This window comes from Mycobacterium sp. 852002-51961_SCH5331710 (assembly GCF_001665535.1).
Lineage (GTDB): Bacteria > Actinomycetota > Actinomycetes > Mycobacteriales > Mycobacteriaceae > Mycobacterium.
This window is the reverse complement of the sequence record NZ_LZSQ01000131.1, coordinates 100,570-119,452: the sequence shown is the minus strand read 5'-3', so window position 1 is coordinate 119,452 and position 18,883 is coordinate 100,570. Positions and strand designations below refer to the sequence as shown.

Here is an 18,883-nt window from a genome sequence, read left to right as displayed (position 1 = left end):
GACCTGGTCGCCGAGCCCGCGTTCGGAGTCCTTCGGATCGATGCCGGCGACCAGGTCCACCGGGCTGCCGTCGACCGTGCCGCGGTGGGCGTCGAACACCAGCACCTGACCCAGATGCGTCACGACCAGCAGGTGGCCCGGGCTCAGGATCCGCGGCGTGGTCGGCATCCCGATGACCGGTTGGCGCCAGCGGATCCACTGCGTCGGCGGGAACGACAGCATGGCCCCCGGTTGGCCGACGTAGAGGTTGTCGAAGCCGTCGAACAGCGGGCCGGACGCACCGCCGCCCTGGACGAGGCGGGTGCACCACCGCTGCCGGGCCTTGTTGTCGGCCTCCCACACCATCAACGAGCAACCCTCGCGGGTCTGGGCGTTGGCGGCCAGGTAGCTGCCGGTGCCGAGCGCGACCTCGGCGGCGAGTTCACCCTTGACCCACCGGGTCCACTCCAGCCGGAGCGTGTCGGCGCCTGCCACCGTCTGATAGCTGCTGTTGGCGGCGTCGCGGTACTGGGCGGCCCAGCCGTCGGCAGCCTTGGCGTCGACCCAGGAATCGGTGTCCTGGCAGCCTGCCAAGGTGGCCGTGATCAGCGCTGCGGACGCCAGCACGGTCAATCGCCGGAACACTCGATCCTTCCCGTTCCTCGTCGTCGGTCCACGTGAGGGTAACCGTTCCGCACCCAATCCCTCGCGTAGGCTTTCCGGCCATGACGACCATGTGGGGCGCGCCATTGCACAAGCGCTGGCGAGGGTCGCGGCTGCGTGACCCGAGGCAGGCGAAGTTCCTGACCCTGGCCTCGCTGAAATGGGTGCTGGCCAACCGCGCCTACACCCCGTGGTACTTGGTGCGTTACTGGCGACTGCTGAAGTTCAAGCTGCGCAATCCGCACATCATCACGCGCGGCATGGTCTTCCTCGGCAAGGGCGTCGAGATCGAGGCGACGCCCGAGCTGTCGACGATGGAGATCGGCCGCTGGGTGCACATCGGCGACAAGAACACCATCCGCTGTCACGAAGGCTCACTGCGGTTCGGCGACAAGGTGGTGCTCGGCCGCGACAACGTCATCAACACCTACCTCGACATCGAGTTGGGTGATTCGGTGTTGATGGCCGACTGGTGCTACATCTGCGATTTCGACCATCGCATGGACGACATCAACATGCCGATCAAAGACCAGGGCATCATCAAGGGGCCGGTGAGGATCGGGCCCGACACCTGGGTCGGCGTCAAGGTCACCGTGTTGCGCAACACCACGATCGGGCGCGGTTGCGTGCTCGGATCGCACGCGGTGGTGCGGGGCGACATCCCCGACTACTCGATCGCGGTCGGCGCGCCGGCGAAGGTGGTCAAGAACCGCCAACTCGCCTGGGAGACATCGGCGGCGCAACGGGCGGAGCTCGCGGCGGCCCTTGCCGACATCGAACGCAAGAAGGCCTCGCGCTAGCGCAGCCCGCCTCTCCCTAGCCACCCCCTAACCCCCTAACGGGGTGCTGCGTCGACCCTGCATGCGCGGGTCCCGGCAAGGGGGCGTCGACCCGTTTGCGGGGGCTCTTCGGATCCATAACGTTCGCATCAGTTCGCCGGACGGCCCGGCGACCAACTCTCAGCGACACGAAAGGACCACGGAGATGACGAACGTAATCGACTGGATTCTGAACCTGTTTCGCGACGAGGTCTCGGCCCAGGCCTTCGTCGACGACCCCGAGCGGGCCATGTGCAGCGCCGGCGTGCACAACGCCTCGGCGGCCCAACTCCAACACGCTGCCGCGGCGGTCGCGCCGGCGGCGGTGGTGCACGGTGGTGGGGATCCGGTGGTGGGTTTGCAGCAGGCGGTGGCTCAGACGCATGGGATTGCGTTCACTCCGCAGCGTCAGACCGAGGTGTTGTCCAACAACGACACGCTCAGCCACAACGACACCCGGTTCCTGAGCCCGGAGACCAACACGGTCAACCATGCCGGCGCCGATCAGCAGCAGGGCATCGGCAACTTCGATCTGGAGTTCGGTGACATCACCTTCGGTGACAAGACCACCAACACCGCCACCGACGGCGGGGTCGTCAACACCGGCAATGCCGGCGATATCGATGCCACCAATGTCGAGGGCGACGGCAACGTGGTCGGCGATGACAACGAGAACGTCAACACCGGTGACATCGAGGACTCCAATGTCAACATTGGTGAGGACAACGAGATCGACGACAGCGGTGATCAGACCGCTGGTGGGGACATCATCTCCGACAACGACGGCCCGGTCATCAACGACGTCGACATGAGTGGGGGCAGCGGTGGCAGCGCTTCTGGCGGTGACGGCGGCGGCGGGCTGATCGGTGTGGGCAACGACGGCGGCAACGCCACCGGCGGGGCCGGCGGTTCGGGTGGGGGCATCGTGATCAACGACAACGACACCACGACCACCAATGTCGATGGCAACCAGACCACTGTCGGCGATATCGACGGCAGCGTGTCGGGCGGGATCTCCGGCGGCACGAGTGTCGAAGACAACTCGGTGGACAATTCGGTCGACAATTCGGTCGACAACTCCGGACAGGACAACTCGACCGACAACTCCGGTCAGGTCAACACCGACGTCGATGTCGACACCACGGTCGACGCCGGCCTGTTCTGAGCCGAGCACACAACGCCACTGGCGGGGATCAAACTGCGATCCCCGCCAGTCGGCACGTCACCCGGGCAGCATCGATGTGCTTGCCTTCCAGTATGTTTCGATCAGCCTCGCCACTGGATGCCGAAGTGCTCGGCGAACGCCCGGCCGCCGCTGTCGGTCACGGCGACGCCTCGGCCCCTGGCCGCTCGCTTCACCCATCCCGCCGCGAGGAAGCGGTCGAGCAGCGCGCGCCCCAGAGCACCGGCGACGTGGTGGCGTTGCTCGGTCCAGTCGATGCAGTAACGGACCAGAGGCCTTCTGGTGTCGGGTATCTCGACACCGATCCTGGAGAGGAGGTATCGGCCGTCGTCGGTCAGCTCGTAGTGGACGTCGTAGCCCGGGCTGCTCAGCGCGTCACGTGCGTCGCGGCGCGGATCGTATCGACCGTCGCCGCCGACGAGGATCTCGCGTTCGAGCAGACTGCCCATCAACTGGACCCCGAGGCGGCCCGCGAGGTGGTCGTAGCAGGTGCGGGCCGCGCGCAGCCGCGCCGCGCGGGTGCCTTCGCGAAGCGACCGCACCGGACGCATCGGCGCCAGCCGCCCGAGGTGTTCGAGAAGCTCGCCGACCTCGCGTCCGGCCAACCGGTAGTAGCGGTTTCGGCCGTGGGTCTCCACGGAGAGCAGGCCGGCGTCGGTGAGCTTGGCGAGGTGGCTGCTGGCGGTCGATCGACTGACACCGGCCTCGTCGGCGAGCACACTGGCCGGCAGCGCGCGCCCGTCGTCCAGCGCCAGCAGCACCTTGCAGCGCGCCGGATCCGACAGCAACGACGCGAGAGAGGCGATGTCGACGTCGCCCGTCACGACCTCGGTGACGTCACGCATGACACGTCCTCCCTTCCTCTTTCGAAGGCGGCGGGGCGCGACCGATAGGTGATCAGCGCACCGGCCAGCAGGGCCGCCACGCCGAGCGCCAGCGCGGCACGTACGCCGCCGATGTCGTCGACCGCGGCCATGATGCTCCCCAATGACGCTACGCCGACGGTGATACCGACGAGCCGAGCGAGGTTCACCACGCCCGAGGCCAGCCCACTGCGTCGAATCGGCATGGCCGACATCGCCAACCCCACCGCGGGGGCGGTGTTGAGGGCTAGCCCGGCACCCGCGAGGACGAACGCCGCCTCGAGCAAGCAGATGTTCGCCTGCGGGCCCACGCAGGCGTAGACACCCAGGCCCGTCGCCATCAACAGCAGGCCCGCGGTCATCGGGGTTCGAGGATTCGTCCGCCGCGTCATCGCGTTCACCACCGGAATGAGCACCAGGTACGTCAGCGGCAGCGGAATGAACCACCACGCCGTGGCCAGGGCGCTCGCCCCGCGCTGTTGTTGGAAGGCGAAGCTGTTGACGAGCAGAAGCCCGTAGATGCCGAGGGTCATCGTGAACGTCGCGATCAGCGCGGTGACGAGCGGCCGGCTGCGGAACATCGCGAGGGGCAGCATCGGGTGCCGTGCCCGTTGCTGGCTGCCGACGAAGGCTGCCACTACGGCGGCTGCCGCCACCGCCAGTGTCACCAGCCACGCCGGTGACATGGTGTGCCCCTCGACCAGCGCGACGGTCACGGATGCGAGCGCCAGGATCGCGAGAACCTGACCGCGCCAGTCGATTCCGGCGGGACGATCGTCGCGTGACTCCGGTAGATACGCGTACGTCATCACCAGGGCCAGGACGCCGATGGGTGCGTTGAGCCAGAAGATCTGTCGCCAGCCCGCGGTATCGGTGAGGACCCCGCCGAGGATGGGGCCGACAGCAGTGCTCATCGCGGCCGCCATGGCCCACGCAGCGGTCGCGCGGGCGCGTTCAACGGGGTCGGGGAACGCGGCGGCGGTGATCGCCAGGCCCTGCGGGAGCATGACCGCCGCGCCGACACCCTGCAGCGTGCGGGCGACGAGCAGCAGCGGCAGCGACGGTGCGACCGCGCACGCGACCGACGCCGAGACGAACACGAGCAGCCCCAACCGCAGAAGGCGGCGCCGGCCGAACCGATCGCCCAACGACCCGGCGGTCAACAGCAGTGCGGCGAACGCGATGTTGTAGGCGTCGATCGTCCACTGCGCGCCCGACACCCCGCCCCCGAGGTCGTCGCGGATCGCAGGCAGTGCGAGGTTGACCGCGTTGGCGTCGATGAGGCCGACGAAGAGGCCCAGATACGCGGCGACCAGGGTGAGTGCCGAGCGGAAGGTGATGCCGTGCGAGCCCATATCCGCACGCTAGGTCGGAAATGATTCGACCCCGGTCGAACCTTCGCCCGCTCTAGCGGCCGGGTAGGGCGTGTTCGACGATGGGACGGCGCCGGTGTGGTTCGCGCTCCCGCCGTTTCGCGGCCAGATACACCTGAGCGGTCTCGTCGGCGATCGCGTGCCATTCGAACTCGGAGGTGAGCCGCTCGCGGGCGGCGTCGGCGCGTTGTTGGGCGGCGTGTGGGTCGTCGAGCACCGAGCGCACCGCCGCGGCCAGCGCGGCGACATCGCGCGGCGGGTAGGACACTCCGGTCTGGCCGTTGAGGACGGCTTCTCCCAAGCCGCCGACGTTCGACGTCACCAGCGGGATTCCGGTCGCGGCGGCCTCCAGCGCGACGATGCCGAACGGTTCGTAGTGGCTGGGCAGCACGGCCGCGTCGGCGGTGTGCAACAGGTCGACCAGCGCGTCGTGGTCGAGGTGCCCGACGAACGACGTCGCCTTGAGCACCTTGTGCTTTCGCGCCTGCTCGACGAGCCAGTCCAGTTGCGTGCCCTCGCCGGCGACCGTCAGCGTGGTGCCCGGATGCGTGCGTCGGATGCGGGGGAGGGCGGCGATCGCGTCGTGAATGCCCTTCTCGTACTCGAGGCGGCCCAGGTACAGCAGCTGCGCGGGGCCCGTCCGGGGTCGTCGCTGTGCGAATGGCCAACGACCGCAGTCGATTCCGTTGCGAATGACGTACGACTCGGCCAGTCCGGGTCCGAAGAGCTCACCGACCTCGTCGCGCATCGACGCCGAACACGTGATCAGCGAATCGGATTCGTGCACCAGCCAGGACTCCACCGCGTGCACCTGCCGGCTGATGCGACCCGACACCCATCCGGAGTGCCGCCCGGCCTCCGTGGCGTGGATCGTGGAAACCAATGGCACGTCGAAGAACTCGGCCAGGGCAATGGCGGGGTGCGCGACCAGCCAGTCGTGTGCGTGCACGACGTCGGGACGCCACGGGCGGCCGCGGCGGGTCTTCAGCGTCAGACCCGTGCGGACCATCGAGTGGCCCATCGCCAACGTCCACGCCATCATGTCGCTACCGAAGTCGAACTCGTGCGGATCGTGTGCCGCTGCCACGACGCGGACGCCCTCGGCGATCTCGTCGGTGGTCGGATGCGTGCTCGGATCCGTGTTGGAGGGTCGGCGGCTGAGGACGACGATCTCGTGGCCCGCCTCGGCGAGCGCGGTGGCCAGGTGATGCACGTGTCGGCCCAGCCCGCCGACCACGACCGGCGGGTACTCCCACGACACCATGAGGATCTTCACGGTCGCCGACTCCTGGGCCAGTGACCGGCAAATGCACACGCAGAGCGGCGTGCGGGCGTCATCGCGGTAACCGCCGCGCGTCCAGGGCGCCGAACAGCCCGTCGGCGCGGTTCCACCCCGCGGCGAGGCGCTGCGCGTGCTCGTGGCGACCAGAGGCAGCGGCATCGGCGATCTCGCGGGTCGCGTGGGCATGCAGGTGCGCGCGGTAGCGCGCATAGTCCGCCGCGGAATCCTTGCTGACCATGAACGGCCAGTCGCTCGACACGGTCAGCAGCGTCTCGCGCAGGATCTGGTCGGCGACGTAGTTGCGGGCCGGGGGTGCGTCGGTCTCGCCGAGCGCCTTGTCGACGGTCGTCAGCGCGGTGTCGACGACTTCGGTGTTCAACTGCACGAGATCGGCGACCTGCTCGCCCGCCCACACCTGCCAGTCCTTACCGGAACCCCAAGAGCTGGGTGGCAATTCGACGGGTGAGCCGATGAAACCGTCGGCCTTGGCGTCGGCCAGCGTGCCGACGCGCACGCCCGCCTCGGGCAGCGCGCGCAGCACCCGTTCGAGCCACACCGGTCCCTCGTACCACCAGTGCCCGAACAATTCGGTGTCGAAGGCGGCGATGACGTGCGCGGGGCGTCCGATGCGCTCGCTCTCGTCGTGCAGGCGCTGACGGACGACCTCGACGAAATCGGCGACGTGGGCGTCGATCGCCCGGTCGGCCCGCTCGGGGTCGTACGGTGCCTTGGCGTCCGACGGCACGTTGCGGCCGGTGACTCTGGCCGGCTTGAGCCCGGTCGTGTGGTCGTAGGTGTGAAAGTCGCGGTAGGCGGCGTGCCCGGGGTAGCCGGATTTCGGCGACCACACCCGATAGCTGACCTGGAGGTCGCGGCCGAACGCGATCACGTCGGACGCTGCGACGGGGCGGCCCAGCGCGGTAACTCCGTGCAGCGACGGCCCGTCGACTATGAAGTGCCCGACACCCGCTGCGGCGTAATCGATTTCCATCCCGGGGGCGTAGGCGCATTCCGGGGCCCAGATGCCGGTCGGCGTATGCGCAAACCGCAAGCGGGCATCGGCAAGCCCCTCACGCAGGGCGAACTCCCGCAGCCTGGGGTTGAGCAGCGGCTGGAACGGATGCGCGAGCGGACCGCCGAGCAGTTCGATGGTCTCGGCGTCGATCACCTCGCGCAGCAGCGGGCTGCCGCCGTGCGCCCACAGCGTGGCGAAATCCTCGAGTGCCTGCTCGGCCTCGGCGTGCTCACGAAGTCCGAACTGCCGCAACGGATCTGACAGAGTTGTTGCTTCGAGTGCGCGCAGCTGCCAGTTCGCCAGCCAGTGGTGCATTCCCGTCAGGCAATACGGGTCGTCGAGTTGGGCGGTCACCACGGGCGTCATTCCCAGCGTCAGCTGATGCCGACGGCCCTCGGCCGCGAGCGTGCGCAGAACCCGCATGAGCGGCAGATACGACGCCGACCACGACTGGTACAGCCATTCCTCACCGACGGGCCAGCGGCCGTGGTGCGCGAGCCAGGGCAGGTGCGTGTGCAGGACGAGGGTGAACAGCCCCGGTACGGGGTCGGCGGATTCCGGGGTAGTCACGGTCGCACCGCGATCGCGACCAGATCCAGGCTGTCGTCGATGTTGCGCTCGCGCGCGTCGACCAGATCGAAGTCGTCGCTGCGCACCGACGCGACATCGGCGAGCAGATCCTCGGGCCACGGCGCACCCGCGAGCGCCCGGGCGATCTGGGCGTCGATGATCGACCCACCGTGACGGGCGTCGAGCTCGGCGAGCCGAGGCCCGTGGAAGACGCCGAGCACGCTGTCGACCGCAAAGCCGGCCACCGTCAGCAGGTCGGTCAGCTCGGCGGCGTTGAGCTCGCGGGTGTGGAACGGGTTGATCGGCGTATCCCGGCCGGGGGAGAACGTGATGCGGTTCGGCGTGGACATCAGCAGGCAGCCACCCGGGCGCAGCACGCGCAGGCATTCGCGAACGAATTGTCCTTGATCCCAGAGGTGTTCGATGACCTGGAAGTTCACGACGACGTCGACCGCGCCGTCGGCGAGCGGGAGTTCGGCCAGGTTTCCGTGGCGCATGTCCACCCGCGGATACCGCGCGCGGACGTGCGCGACCGTCGTCTCGTCGTAATCGAGGCCGATCACACGGCGGGCCACGTCGGCGATCAGGTTGGCTCCGTATCCCTCGCCGCAGCCCGCCTCGAGCACGTCACGATCCGCGCAGCGGTCGGCCATCCGCTCGTAGACGACCTCATGGCGGCGGAACCAGTAGTTCTCCTCCGCGAGCCCCGGAACCGTGCGTTCCCCGGTGAGGGGGAGGTCCGGTCCGTCAGTAACAAATGCGCTCATTGGAAGGCAGGCTAACGTGAATCGGCCCACAGACGAATGGTTCACCGCCTACGTGCTGCTAGAACACGAACTTCGACCCGCTATGGTGTTCCTGCGAACCACCACAAGTTACCCGCGAGTAACATGGTGGTTGTTGCTCAGAGCGTGATATTGCGGGCCGATCATCGGCCCCTTCGAGGAGGACGAACCACACTCATGACGAACATCGTGGTCCTGATCAAACAGGTCCCTGACACCTGGTCGGAGCGCAAGCTCACCGACGGCGACTTCACCCTCGACCGCGAGGCCGCGGACGCGGTGCTCGACGAGATCAACGAGCGTGCCGTCGAAGAAGCGCTGCTCATCAAGGAGAAGGAAGGCGGCGAGAGCACTGTGACGGTGCTCACGGCCGGCCCCGAGCGCGCCACGGAGGCGATCCGCAAGGCCCTGTCGATGGGCGCGGACAAGGCCGTACACCTCGTCGACGAGGGCATGCACGGCTCGGACATGGTCCAAACCGGTTGGGCCCTGGCGCGTGCGCTGGGCACCATCGAGGGCACTGAGCTCGTCATCGCCGGCAACGAGGCCACCGACGGCACCGGCGGCGCGGTTCCGGCGATCATCGCCGAGTACCTGGGCCTGCCGCAGCTGACGCATCTGCGCAAGGTGACGGTCGAGAACGGCAAGGTCACCGGCGAGCGCGAGACCGACGACGGCGTGTTCTCCGTCGAGGCGTCGCTGCCCGCGGTGGTCAGCGTCAACGAGAAGATCAACGAGCCGCGCTTCCCGTCCTTCAAGGGCATCATGGCCGCCAAGAAGAAGGAAGTCACCAAGCTCACGCTTGCCGAGATCGGTGTGGAGGCCGACGAAGTCGGTCTCGCCAACGCCGGTTCCAAGGTGCTGTCCTCGACGCCGAAGCCGCCGAAGACCGCCGGCGAGAAGGTCACCGACGAGGGTGACGGCGGCACCAAGATCGCTGAGTACCTGGTCGCCCAGAAGATCATCTAGGGCCGAACACCGAGACTGCGAAACAAGAGACGAGAGAAGAACTCATGGCTGAAGTACTCGTGCTCGTTGAGCACGCCGAAGGTGCGCTGAAGAAGGTCACCTCGGAGTTGATCACCGCGGCTCGCAAGCTTGGCGAGCCCTCGGCCGTCGTCATCGGCGCGCCGGGAACCGCAGAACCGCTCGTCGACGGCCTCAAGGCCGCCGGCGCCGCCAAGATCTACGTCGCCGAGTCCGACGACGCGGAGAACTACCTGATCACCCCGCAGGTCGACGTGCTGGCCTCGCTGGTGGAGTCCGCATCGCCCGCGGGCGTCCTGCTGTCGTCCAACGCCGACGGCAAGGAGATCGCCGGTCGCCTGGCGGCGCGCATCGGGTCCGGTGTGCTCTCCGACGTCGTCGACGTCAAAGACGGTGGGGTGGGTGTGCACTCGATCTTCGGTGGCGCGTTCACCGTCGAGGCCGAGTCCACCGGTGACGTCCCGGTCATCACCCTGCGCGCGGGTTCGGTCGACGCCGAACCGGCCGACGGTGCGGGCGAGGTCGTCAACGTCGAGGTGCCTGCCCAGGCCGAGAATGCGACGAAGATCACCAAGCGCGAACCCGCCGTCGCCGGCGATCGCCCGGAGCTCACCGAGGCCACCGTGGTCGTCTCGGGTGGCCGCGGTGTCGGCAGCGCCGAGAACTTCACGGTGGTCGAGGAGCTGGCGGACTCGCTCGGTGGCGCCGTCGGTGCGTCCCGTGCCGCCGTCGACTCCGGCTACTACCCGGGCCAGTTCCAGGTGGGCCAGACCGGTAAGACGGTGTCGCCGCAGCTGTACATCGCACTGGGCATCTCCGGTGCGATCCAGCACCGGGCCGGCATGCAGACGTCGAAGACGATCATCGCGGTGAACAAGGACGAGGAGGCGCCGATCTTCGAGATCGCCGACCTCGGCATCGTCGGCGACCTGTTCAAGGTCGCGCCGCAGCTGACCGAGGCGGTCAAGGCTCGCAAGGGCTGATCGTCGCTTTTCCGCGGAGCCCCGGTGCCTGGCGCACCGGGGCTTCGTGCTTTTCGGCGGCGGTAAGACTACGGATTCTCAAGGGTGCACACGAGGCACCGCCGGGCGCACGCTTGTGTACGTAAATGTCGAGTAGAAGCGCGACAAAGCGTGCGCTCGGCGTTCGGAAAGGGTGCCCGAGATGAAGATCACGGTGATCGGCTCGACCGGCCTTATCGGCTCGAATCTGGTGTCGCTGCTCGGCGGGGAAGGCCATTCGGTGGTTGGGGCGGCCCGGTCCACGGGCGTGGACGTGCTGAGCGGCGACGGGGTGGCCGACGCGATCGCCGGCGCTGACGTGGTGATCGACGTGACGAATTCGCCGTCTTTCGAGGACGGGCCGGTGATGGACTTCTTCACCACGTCGACGACGAACCTGGTGACCGCGGCCAAGGCCGCGGGGGTGGGGCATTACGTGGCGCTGTCCATCGTCGGCGCCGACGATCTGCCCGAAAGCGGATATCTGCGTGCGAAAGTCGCGCAGGAGACGATCATTCGCGACTCCGGGCTGCCCTACAGCATCGTGCGCGCGACGCAGTTCCACGAGTTCGCCGAGGCGATCACCGACTCGCTGAACGTCGACGGCGAGGTCCGCGCACCCGATGCGCTGATCCAGCCGATTGCGGCCCAGGAGGTCGCCGCCGAGGTGGCCGAGGTGGCGGTCGGGAAGCCGCGTAACGGCCACATCGACGTCGGCGGGCCCGACAAGATCCCGTTCGCCGACCTCGCCCGCGCGGTGCTGGCCAAGCGCGGCGACGACCGGCGCGTCGTGGTCACCCGCGAGGCGACCTACTTCGGCACCCCGCTCGCCGAGGGCAGCCTGGTGACCGGCGACGACGCCGTCATCGCCGCCACGCGCTTCACGGACTGGCTGGCCCGGCGATGACCGCCGCCGCGCCGGAGAGCGACCTCGAGCGGGTCGTCCGCGAGCGGCACTGTACGCGAAAGTTCCTGCCCGACAAGCCCGTACCGCGTGAACTCCTCGACGAGGCACTGGAGTTGGCGATGCGGGCGCCGTCGAACTCCAACATCCAGCCGTGGCGGCTCTTCCTGGCCACCGGCGCGGCCCGCGACCGCCTCGCCGAGGCGCTGACGGAACGCGCCTCGGGTGGCTTTCCGCCGACGATGGGAATCCCGGAGAGCTTCGCTCCGCTGCGGCAGCAGCTGGGCGCGCTGGTGTACGGCGCGATGGGCGTGGACCGCCACGATGCCGAGGGACGCCGCCTCGCCCAGCTGCGCAACTTCGAATTCTTCGGCGCCCCGGTGGCCGGCGCGGTGTGTATGCACCGCGATCTCGGCCACGCCGACAGCCTCGCGGTCGGGATGTTCCTGCAGACGCTCGTCCTCGCGCTGACCGAACGCGGCCTCGACACCTGCGTGCAGGTTTCGGTTGCCTACTTCCCGGACGTGCTGCGCGAGCAACTTGACATCCCCGACGAGCTGCAGGTGCTGTGCGGCATCGCGATCGGATACGCCGACCCAGAGTTCCCGGCGAACCGCGTGCGCACGCCGCGCAACGCCGTCGAGGACAACGTCGCGATCCTCGACCGCTGAGGCGGGCCGGCCGGGTCCAATTCGTCACCTGGCGCTCACCGACACGTCACGCGCCCGATGCCGCCCGGAGATGCGGCTGGGCGACCGTGCAGCCATGAGCACCGCTTCTGTACTCATCGCCCCCGACGAAATCCGCGGCGGGTCGACCCCCGCGCCGCGCTACACCCTGCTGCTCACGACCGATGCCGCGCACATCGAGGATGCGCAACGGCTGCGCCACGAGGCGTTCACCGCCGAACCCGGCTTCGCACTGCGCGGTACCAGTGACGGTCTGGACGCCGACCGCTTCGACGAGCACTGCGATCACCTCCTGGTTCGCGAGGACGTCACCGGCGAGCTCGTCGGCTGCTATCGCATGCTGCCGCCGGCGGGTGCGCTGTCTGCCGGAAGCCTCTACAGCGCAACAGAATTCGACGTACGTGCGCTCGCTCCGTTGCGGCCGGGCCTGGTCGAGATGGGTCGTGCCGTGGTGCGGCCCGACCACCGCAACGGGGCCGTCGTCCTGCTGATGTGGGCCGGGATCCTGGCCTACCTCGACCGCTGCGGCTACGACTACGTGACCGGCTGTGTGTCGGTGCCCGTCTGCGGCCCCGACGGTCAGCCACCGGGCGCACAGATCCGCGGCGTGCGCGACTTCGTCCGTCACCGTCATGCCGCCCCGGCCCGCTATACAGTGCACCCGCACCGGCCGGTGACCGTCGACGGCAGGGGCCTCGACGAGATCGCTCCGCCCGATCGGACCGTCGTGCCCCCGTTGATGCGCGGCTACCTGCGGCTCGGCGCGCAGGTGTGCGGCGAACCCGCACACGACCCCGACTTCGGGGTGGGCGACTTTCCGGCGCTGCTCGACAAGCGCCGAGCGGACACCCGCTACCTGAGCAGGCTGAGGGCGGTCGACGCGGCCACCGGGATCGCGTCGTGACGGTCCAGGAGAGCTGGGTGCCGCGGGGGGAGTGCGACGCAGGCTGCGTCAGCAACACCGCGCGGCAGGGCGGACGGCGGGTGATCGTCGCGTGCCGGGCCGCGCTGCGGATCACCTCGGCCGCCTCGCTCCTGTTGCTGGCGCCGCTGCTGGCCGTCCCGGCGCCGGGCAGATCTCGACTGCAACGCGGCTACTGCCGGCTGTTGCTGGCCTGCCTGGGCGTGCGGACCAGGGTGTCCGGCGGTCCGATCCGCAACCTGCGCGGTGTTCTGGTGGTCAGCGGTCATGTCTCCTGGGTGGACGTTTTCGCGATCGGCTCGGTGCTGCCGGGGCGGTTCGTCGCCAAGTCCGAACTCGTCGGCTGGCCCGGACTGGGACTGTTGGCCCGGCTGCTGAGGGTCATCCCGATCGAGCGGGCGAACCTGCGGCGGCTGCCCGATGTGGTGGGGGCCGTCAGCCGTGGACTACGGGCCGGGCACACCGTCGTCGCATTTCCCGAGGGCACCACCTACTGCGGGCTGGCGTACGGCCGCTTCCGGCCGGCGATGTTCCAAGCGGCCATCGACGCGGGGAGGCCGGTGCAGCCGCTGCGGCTGAGCTACCTCGACGCCGACGGCGCCGCCTCCACCGTCGCCGCTTATGTGGGCGACGACACGCTGCTCGCGTCGATCCGGCGGCTGATCAGCGCGAAACGCACGGTCGTGCGGGTGCACGTGAAGTCGTTGCAGCTCCCGGGAACCGACCGCAGGGATCTGGCGATGCGCTGCGAGGCGGCGGTGCGCGGCGATCCGACGCGACGCTCGCACGGTCACGCGCTCGTGGCCTGAGCGAATCGGGGGAGCCCCGGCCCGACGGCTATTCTGGACTGGTTATGACCTCGGATCAGCCGGTCTACCTCGATCACGCCGCCACCACCCCGATGCACCCCGCTGCCATCGAGGCGATGACGGCCGCGCTGGCGACGGTCGGCAACGCGTCGTCGTTGCACGGCACCGGCCGCACGGCCCGGCGGCGCATGGAGGAGTCCCGCGAGACGCTGGCCCACCTGCTGGGCGCCCGCCCGTCGGAGGTGATCTTCACCGCCGGGGGCACCGAAAGCGACAACCTCGCGGTCAAGGGCATCTACTGGGCCCGCCGCGACGCCGATCCGCGCCGCAGGCGCATCGTCACCACGCCGGTTGAACACCACGCCGTGCTCGACTCGGTCGAATGGCTGGTCGAGCACGAGGGCGCCGAGGTGACCTGGCTGCCCGTCGAGCGGGACGGTTCGGTGACGCCGGCGGCGCTGCGGACCGCGCTGCAGGACCACGACGACGTGGCCGTGGTGTCGGTGATGTGGGCCAACAACGAGGTCGGAACGATCATGCCGATCGCCGAACTCGCGGCGGTCGCCGCGGAGTTCGACGTGCCCATGCACAGCGACGCCGTGCAGGCCGTCGGCCACATCCCGGTCGATTTCGCGGCGAGCGGACTGTCGGCGATGAGCGTCGCGGCGCACAAGTTCGGCGGGCCCACCGGTATCGGCGCCCTGCTGCTGCGCCGGGACACGGCCTGTGTGCCCCTGCTGCACGGCGGCGGCCAGGAGCGCGATGTCCGTTCCGGCACACCATATGTGGCAGGTGCGGTCGCGATGGCCGCGGCGGCTAAGGTCGCGGTCGACGGTCTGGAGGCCAACGGTGCGCGGGTGTCGGCGCTTCGCGACCGCCTGATCGAGGGCGTGTTGGCCGTCATCGACGACGTCGAGGTCAATGGGGCGACGGGCGCCGCGCGGCTGCCCGGCAACTGCCACTTCACTTTTCGCGGCTGCGAGGGCGACTCGCTGCTGATGCTCTTGGACGCCAAGGGCATCGAGTGTTCGACGGGGTCGGCCTGTACGGCCGGCGTTGCGCAGCCCTCACATGTGCTGATCGCGATGGGAGCGGACCCGGCCAGTGCGCGCGGGTCGCTGCGTCTTTCGTTGGGGCACACCAGCAGTGAGGCTGACGTAGAGGCCGCACTGGCGGTGCTGCCGGCCGCGGTCGAGCGGGCGCGGCAGGCGGCGCTGGCAAGTTCGGGAGTGGTCGAGTAGTGCGGGTACTGGTTGCCATGAGCGGCGGCGTGGACTCCTCGGTCGCCGCCGCCAGGATGGTCGACGCCGGCCATGACGTGGTCGGTGTGCACCTGGCGCTGTCGCCCTCTCCCGGCACCCTGCGCACGGGATCGCGTGGCTGTTGTTCGAAGGAGGACGCCGGCGATGCGCGCCGGGTCGCCGACATCCTCGACATCCCGTTCTACGTATGGGATTTCGCGGACCGGTTCAAAGAAGACGTGATCGATGACTTCGTGTCGTCGTACGCTCGTGGCGAGACTCCGAACCCGTGCGTGCGGTGCAACGAGCGGATCAAGTTCTCCGCGTTGGCCGCCCGCGCGCTGGCGTTGGGTTTCGACGCTGTCGCCACCGGACACTATGCGCGGCTGTCCGACGGGCGGCTGCGCCGCGCGGTCGACGCCGCCAAGGACCAGTCGTACGTACTCGCGGTGCTGACCGCAGAACAGCTGCGGCACGCGGCGTTCCCGGTGGGTGACACGCCGAAGCCGCAGATCCGCGAGGAGGCCGCACGTCGCGGGCTCGCGGTCGCCGACAAGCCCGACAGCCACGACATCTGCTTCATTCCCTCCGGCGACACCCAGGCGTTCCTCGGCGCGCGGATCGGGGTGCGGCGGGGGTCGGTCGTCGACGCCGCGGGCACGGTGCTTGCCGAACACGATGGGGTGCACGCGTTCACCGTCGGTCAGCGCAAGGGCCTGGGCATCGCCGGGCCCGGCCCGGACGGCCGGCCGCGCTACGTGACCGAGATCGATCCGGACACCGCGACGGTGCGGGTCGGCGCCGCCGACGACCTCGACGTGTGGACGTTGACCGGGGAGCGGCCGATATTCACATCCGGTGTCGCGCCGGACGGTCCGATCGAATGCCAGGTGCAGGTGCGCGCACACGGCGGGATCGAGGAGGGCGTGGCCGAACTCCGCGACGGCCGCCTCGTGGTCGACCTGCGCACACCGCTGCGCGGGGTGGCTCCGGGTCAGACGATGGTGCTGTACCGCCCCGACCCCGCGGGCGACGAGGTGCTGGGAAGCGCGACGATCACCCGATAGCTAGCCGGGCACGTTGGCCAGGATGTTGGTGATGACGATCTCGGGCACCGAGTCGGGGAACCGGCATGCGGTCACCTCCACCAGCACCACCGACTTGACGCGGTAATCGCGACCGCAGGCACTGGCGGGCCGCGTCTGCAAGGTGTCCGCACCGACGGCCCATTCGCCGACGAACATGGGTCCCAAAGGCGTTGCGCTGCAGCCGTCGACGAGGGCGACTAGGGAGTCGAACGCGCGCCGCGCGGTCGCGGCATCGCGATACGCCGCCGCACCCTCGGAGATCAACCTGCCCTCGGGCGGATGCTGGAACGTCGTCTTGTGGAACTCCTCGACGTCGGGTCCGAAGGTCTGAGTCTCGGCGAAGATCCATTGGCACTGCAGGGGAGTGGTCTCGGTGAGCGGATCGATGTCGACCGGGAACTTGCCGTCCATCGTCGGGATGATCGTGAGATCCTCACCGGCGCCGGTGATCGCGCGCATCTGCGACTGATCGAGCATGATCGTCTCGACGTCGATCGGGGACAGCGACTCGTCGTCGATCCCGGGTAACGCCCGCATCGCTTGACCGTCGACGAGGTGGGTGCACCCCGACGTGATCGCGACCGCCGCGCACCACACCGCTGCCGACCGTAGCGCTGCGGGCATGGTGTGTCCTTCCCAACCCTTCCGGACCGAGACTAGCCCGATCGAATACTGTCAAACGAGTGAGTGCTTTCGCCGCCGCCACCGGCATCGGATCCTGGCCCGGCACGTCGGCACGGGATGCGGCCGAGATCATCGTCGGCGAACTGGACGCTCTGCCGCATCTGGCCGAGCTGCCCGGCCGCGGTGTCGGCGCCGACATGATCGGCCGGACGGGGGCACTGCTGGTCGACATCAGCATGGACACCGTCCCCCGCGGTTATCGCATCGCCGCGGGCCGCACCGCGGTCCTCCGGCGGGCCAGGAGCCTGCTGGAGGAAGACCTCGACGCGCTCGAAGAGGCTTGGGAGAAGGCGGGTTTGCGCGGTGCGGGCCGCACCGTCAAGGTTCAGGCACCCGGGCCGATCACACTGGCGGCACAGTTGGAGCTGGGCAACGGCCACCGCGCGCTCACCGATCTGGGTGCGGTGCGCGACCTGACCACTTCGCTGGCCGAAGGTGTCGCGCAGCATCGGGCGCACGTCGCCCGACGGCTGGACGCCGCGGTGGTGGTGCAGTTCGACGAACCGCTGCTCTCCGCGGCACTGGAGGGCCGGCTGACCGGGGTGACCAGCCTGACGCCGGTGCACCCCGTCGACGAATCGGTGGCCATCAGTTTGCTCGACGAATGTGTCGCCGCGGTGGGCGCGCCGGTCGCCGTTCACGGATGCGCATCAGGTGTGCCGTGGAATGTGTTGCAGCGCAGTACGGTTGACGCCATATCGGTCGATGCGTCGGTCCTCGTGCCCGCCGATCTCGACCGCGTCGCTGAGTTCGTCGACTCCGGTCGCACGGTGGTGTTCGGCGTCGTGCCTTCGACCGCGCCGGAGGCCCGCCCGTCGTCGGAAGAGATCGCCAAGGCCGCCGTGTCGCTGACCGACCGACTCGGCTTCGCGCGCGCCGTGCTCACGGAGCGCATCGGCATCTCGCCGGCCTGCGGTCTGGCGGGCGCCACCGCCGAGTGGGCGCGCACCGCGATCGGATTGGCACAGAAGGCGGCCGACGCCTTCGCCGAAGACCCCGACGCGATCTAGTGCGCGCCGAATTCTGCACCAGGGCTGTGGTCCGTCGAAAACAGCGACCCTGACGCAGAATTCGGCGCACTCAGAAAAAGTGCAACCAAAGGGTTGCGCTTCGTGGCGACGACGCCTACCGTCAGGCGCAACCAGGAAGTTGCATATGAGTACGGATCGAATCGAGAAGGAAGTGGTGTTGAAGGCGCCGCTCGAGCGCGTCTGGCGGGCGATCAGCGACGCCGATGAGTTCGGTCAATGGTTCGGGGTGCGCTTCGACGGGCCGTTCGTCGCCGGTACCTCGATCACCGGTGTCATGACGCCGACGGCGGTCGACGCCGACGTCGCCCGGCAGCAGGAGCCGTATGCCGGCACGGCCGACGCCTGGCACATCGAAGCGGTCGAACCGCCACGACGGCTGGCCTTTCGCTGGCATCCCTACGGGGTCGAGGAAGGCGTCGACGTCTCCGAAGAACCGACGACGCTGGTGGAGTTCACGCTCGAGCAGGTCGCCGAGGGCGTGCTCCTGCGCATCGTCGAGTCCGGCTTCGACGCGCTGCCCGCGCACCGGCGTGCCTCGGCGTTCGAGGGCAACAGCCAGGGTTGGGCCGCGCAGACCGAACTCGTGCGCAAGTACCTCGCGGTCAGCGAGGCCGTGTGAGCACAACGACGGCCGACGCGCCGTTGTCGTCGTTCTTCAACGCGCTGGGGGATCCGAACCGCCTGCGTATCGTCACCCGGCTGTGCGACGGCGGACCCTGCTCGACCAGCGAAGTCACCGAGGTGGTGGCGGTCAGCCGGCAGGCCACGACGAAACACCTCTTGCTGCTGGAGTCGGTCGGCCTGGTCAGCAGCGAGCGCAGCGGTCGCGAGCGTATCTGGCGGGTGCGGCCCGAACCCCTCGCCGACGCCGGGGAGTATCTGGAGAGACTGTCGCAGCGGTGGGACCGCGCCATCGACCGGCTGCGAGCCCACGTCGAGGAGGGCTGAGGTCCGCTTCGCGGACGATTTGCGGCGTCCGAATCGGGTGCTGCGCTT

The 18,883-nt window shown here is 69.0% G+C and carries 19 protein-coding genes and 1 pseudogene; 13 read left to right on the top strand and 7 right to left on the bottom strand.

What is annotated here, in order from left to right:
- Positions 1 to 624: pseudogene (locus A5752_RS26655) on the bottom strand (PQQ-binding-like beta-propeller repeat protein); the annotation flags it as partial.
- Between the two features lie 80 nt (positions 625 to 704).
- On the opposite strand from A5752_RS26655, the gene A5752_RS26650 reads away from it, so the two are divergent.
- Both A5752_RS26650 and A5752_RS26645 read left to right on the top strand, forming a co-directional pair.
- Complete coding sequence (locus A5752_RS26650; protein ID WP_067092297.1) at positions 705 to 1,442, top strand: acyltransferase; 738 nt, start codon at positions 705 to 707, stop codon at positions 1,440 to 1,442.
- A 184-nt stretch (positions 1,443 to 1,626) separates the two neighbouring features.
- A complete protein-coding gene (locus tag A5752_RS26645; protein WP_067092295.1) occupies positions 1,627 to 2,625 on the top strand; it encodes an IniB N-terminal domain-containing protein in 999 nt (332 codons plus the stop codon).
- 101 nt (positions 2,626 to 2,726) lie between these two features.
- Here the strand turns inward: A5752_RS26645 and A5752_RS26640 are convergent, their stop codons facing one another.
- Genes A5752_RS26640 through A5752_RS26620 form a run of 5 tightly spaced genes read right to left on the bottom strand, consistent with a single transcriptional unit; the run spans position 2,727 to position 8,513 of the window.
- Positions 2,727 to 3,488 (bottom strand): ArsR/SmtB family transcription factor, encoded by a 762-nt coding sequence (locus A5752_RS26640; protein ID WP_067092293.1) that lies wholly within the window; start codon positions 3,486 to 3,488, stop codon positions 2,727 to 2,729.
- Positions 3,464 to 4,861 (bottom strand): MFS transporter, encoded by a 1,398-nt coding sequence (locus A5752_RS26635; protein ID WP_067092291.1) that lies wholly within the window; start codon positions 4,859 to 4,861, stop codon positions 3,464 to 3,466. Before A5752_RS26635 ends, A5752_RS26640 begins: the two co-directional genes overlap by 25 nt.
- A gap of 52 nt (positions 4,862 to 4,913) precedes the next feature.
- Complete coding sequence (locus tag A5752_RS26630; RefSeq protein WP_067092324.1) at positions 4,914 to 6,155, bottom strand: glycosyltransferase family 4 protein; 1,242 nt, start codon at positions 6,153 to 6,155, stop codon at positions 4,914 to 4,916.
- A 58-nt stretch (positions 6,156 to 6,213) separates the two neighbouring features.
- Positions 6,214 to 7,746 (bottom strand): 1,4-alpha-glucan branching protein domain-containing protein, encoded by a 1,533-nt coding sequence (locus A5752_RS26625; RefSeq protein ID WP_067092289.1) that lies wholly within the window; start codon positions 7,744 to 7,746, stop codon positions 6,214 to 6,216.
- Entirely contained in the window at positions 7,743 to 8,513 is a 771-nt protein-coding gene (locus tag A5752_RS26620; RefSeq protein ID WP_067092288.1) for a class I SAM-dependent methyltransferase, read from the bottom strand. Before A5752_RS26620 ends, A5752_RS26625 begins: the two co-directional genes overlap by 4 nt.
- Before the next feature lie 195 nt (positions 8,514 to 8,708).
- Between A5752_RS26620 and A5752_RS26615 the strand changes: the two genes are divergently transcribed.
- The 8 genes from A5752_RS26615 to mnmA all read left to right on the top strand — a co-directional run bounded on the left by A5752_RS26615 (position 8,709) and on the right by mnmA (position 16,151).
- Complete coding sequence (locus A5752_RS26615; RefSeq protein ID WP_067092286.1) at positions 8,709 to 9,500, top strand: electron transfer flavoprotein subunit beta/FixA family protein; 792 nt, start codon at positions 8,709 to 8,711, stop codon at positions 9,498 to 9,500.
- A gap of 44 nt (positions 9,501 to 9,544) precedes the next feature.
- Positions 9,545 to 10,501, top strand: coding sequence for an electron transfer flavoprotein subunit alpha/FixB family protein (locus A5752_RS26610; protein ID WP_067092284.1), 957 nt, complete (start codon positions 9,545 to 9,547; stop codon positions 10,499 to 10,501).
- Positions 10,502 to 10,682: 181 nt separating this feature from the next.
- Positions 10,683 to 11,426 (top strand): SDR family oxidoreductase, encoded by a 744-nt coding sequence (locus tag A5752_RS26605; RefSeq protein WP_067092322.1) that lies wholly within the window; start codon positions 10,683 to 10,685, stop codon positions 11,424 to 11,426.
- Complete coding sequence (locus tag A5752_RS26600; protein WP_067092282.1) at positions 11,423 to 12,094, top strand: nitroreductase; 672 nt, start codon at positions 11,423 to 11,425, stop codon at positions 12,092 to 12,094. The genes A5752_RS26605 and A5752_RS26600 overlap by 4 nt, the downstream gene beginning before the upstream one ends.
- A gap of 94 nt (positions 12,095 to 12,188) precedes the next feature.
- Positions 12,189 to 13,016 carry a GNAT family N-acetyltransferase gene (locus A5752_RS26595; RefSeq protein WP_067092320.1) on the top strand — a complete coding sequence of 276 codons (828 nt, stop codon included), beginning with the start codon at positions 12,189 to 12,191 and terminating at the stop codon, positions 13,014 to 13,016.
- Complete coding sequence (locus A5752_RS26590) at positions 13,013 to 13,843, top strand: lysophospholipid acyltransferase family protein (RefSeq protein ID WP_067092280.1); 831 nt, start codon at positions 13,013 to 13,015, stop codon at positions 13,841 to 13,843. Before A5752_RS26595 ends, A5752_RS26590 begins: the two co-directional genes overlap by 4 nt.
- 44 nt (positions 13,844 to 13,887) lie before the next feature.
- A complete protein-coding gene (locus A5752_RS26585; RefSeq protein WP_067092278.1) occupies positions 13,888 to 15,084 on the top strand; it encodes a cysteine desulfurase family protein in 1,197 nt (398 codons plus the stop codon).
- A complete protein-coding gene (mnmA, locus tag A5752_RS26580; RefSeq protein WP_067092276.1) occupies positions 15,084 to 16,151 on the top strand; it encodes a tRNA 2-thiouridine(34) synthase MnmA in 1,068 nt (355 codons plus the stop codon). The genes A5752_RS26585 and mnmA overlap by 1 nt, the downstream gene beginning before the upstream one ends.
- On the opposite strand, the gene A5752_RS26575 is transcribed toward mnmA, so the two are convergent.
- Complete coding sequence (locus A5752_RS26575) at positions 16,152 to 16,796, bottom strand: sensor domain-containing protein (RefSeq protein WP_067092274.1); 645 nt, start codon at positions 16,794 to 16,796, stop codon at positions 16,152 to 16,154.
- Between the two features lie 59 nt (positions 16,797 to 16,855).
- Here A5752_RS26575 and A5752_RS26570 point away from each other — a divergent pair, with 59 nt between their 5' ends.
- The 3 genes from A5752_RS26570 to A5752_RS27625 all read left to right on the top strand — a co-directional run bounded on the left by A5752_RS26570 (position 16,856) and on the right by A5752_RS27625 (position 18,835).
- The gene (locus A5752_RS26570) at positions 16,856 to 17,866 is read left to right on the top strand and encodes a uroporphyrinogen decarboxylase/cobalamine-independent methonine synthase family protein (RefSeq protein ID WP_067092272.1); all 1,011 of its coding nucleotides are present in this window, start codon (positions 16,856 to 16,858) and stop codon (positions 17,864 to 17,866) included.
- Between the two features lie 145 nt (positions 17,867 to 18,011).
- Positions 18,012 to 18,506 (top strand): SRPBCC family protein, encoded by a 495-nt coding sequence (locus tag A5752_RS27630; protein ID WP_067092270.1) that lies wholly within the window; start codon positions 18,012 to 18,014, stop codon positions 18,504 to 18,506.
- The gene (locus A5752_RS27625; protein ID WP_067092268.1) at positions 18,503 to 18,835 is read left to right on the top strand and encodes an ArsR/SmtB family transcription factor; all 333 of its coding nucleotides are present in this window, start codon (positions 18,503 to 18,505) and stop codon (positions 18,833 to 18,835) included. Before A5752_RS27630 ends, A5752_RS27625 begins: the two co-directional genes overlap by 4 nt.
- Positions 18,836 to 18,883 lie beyond the last annotated feature (48 nt).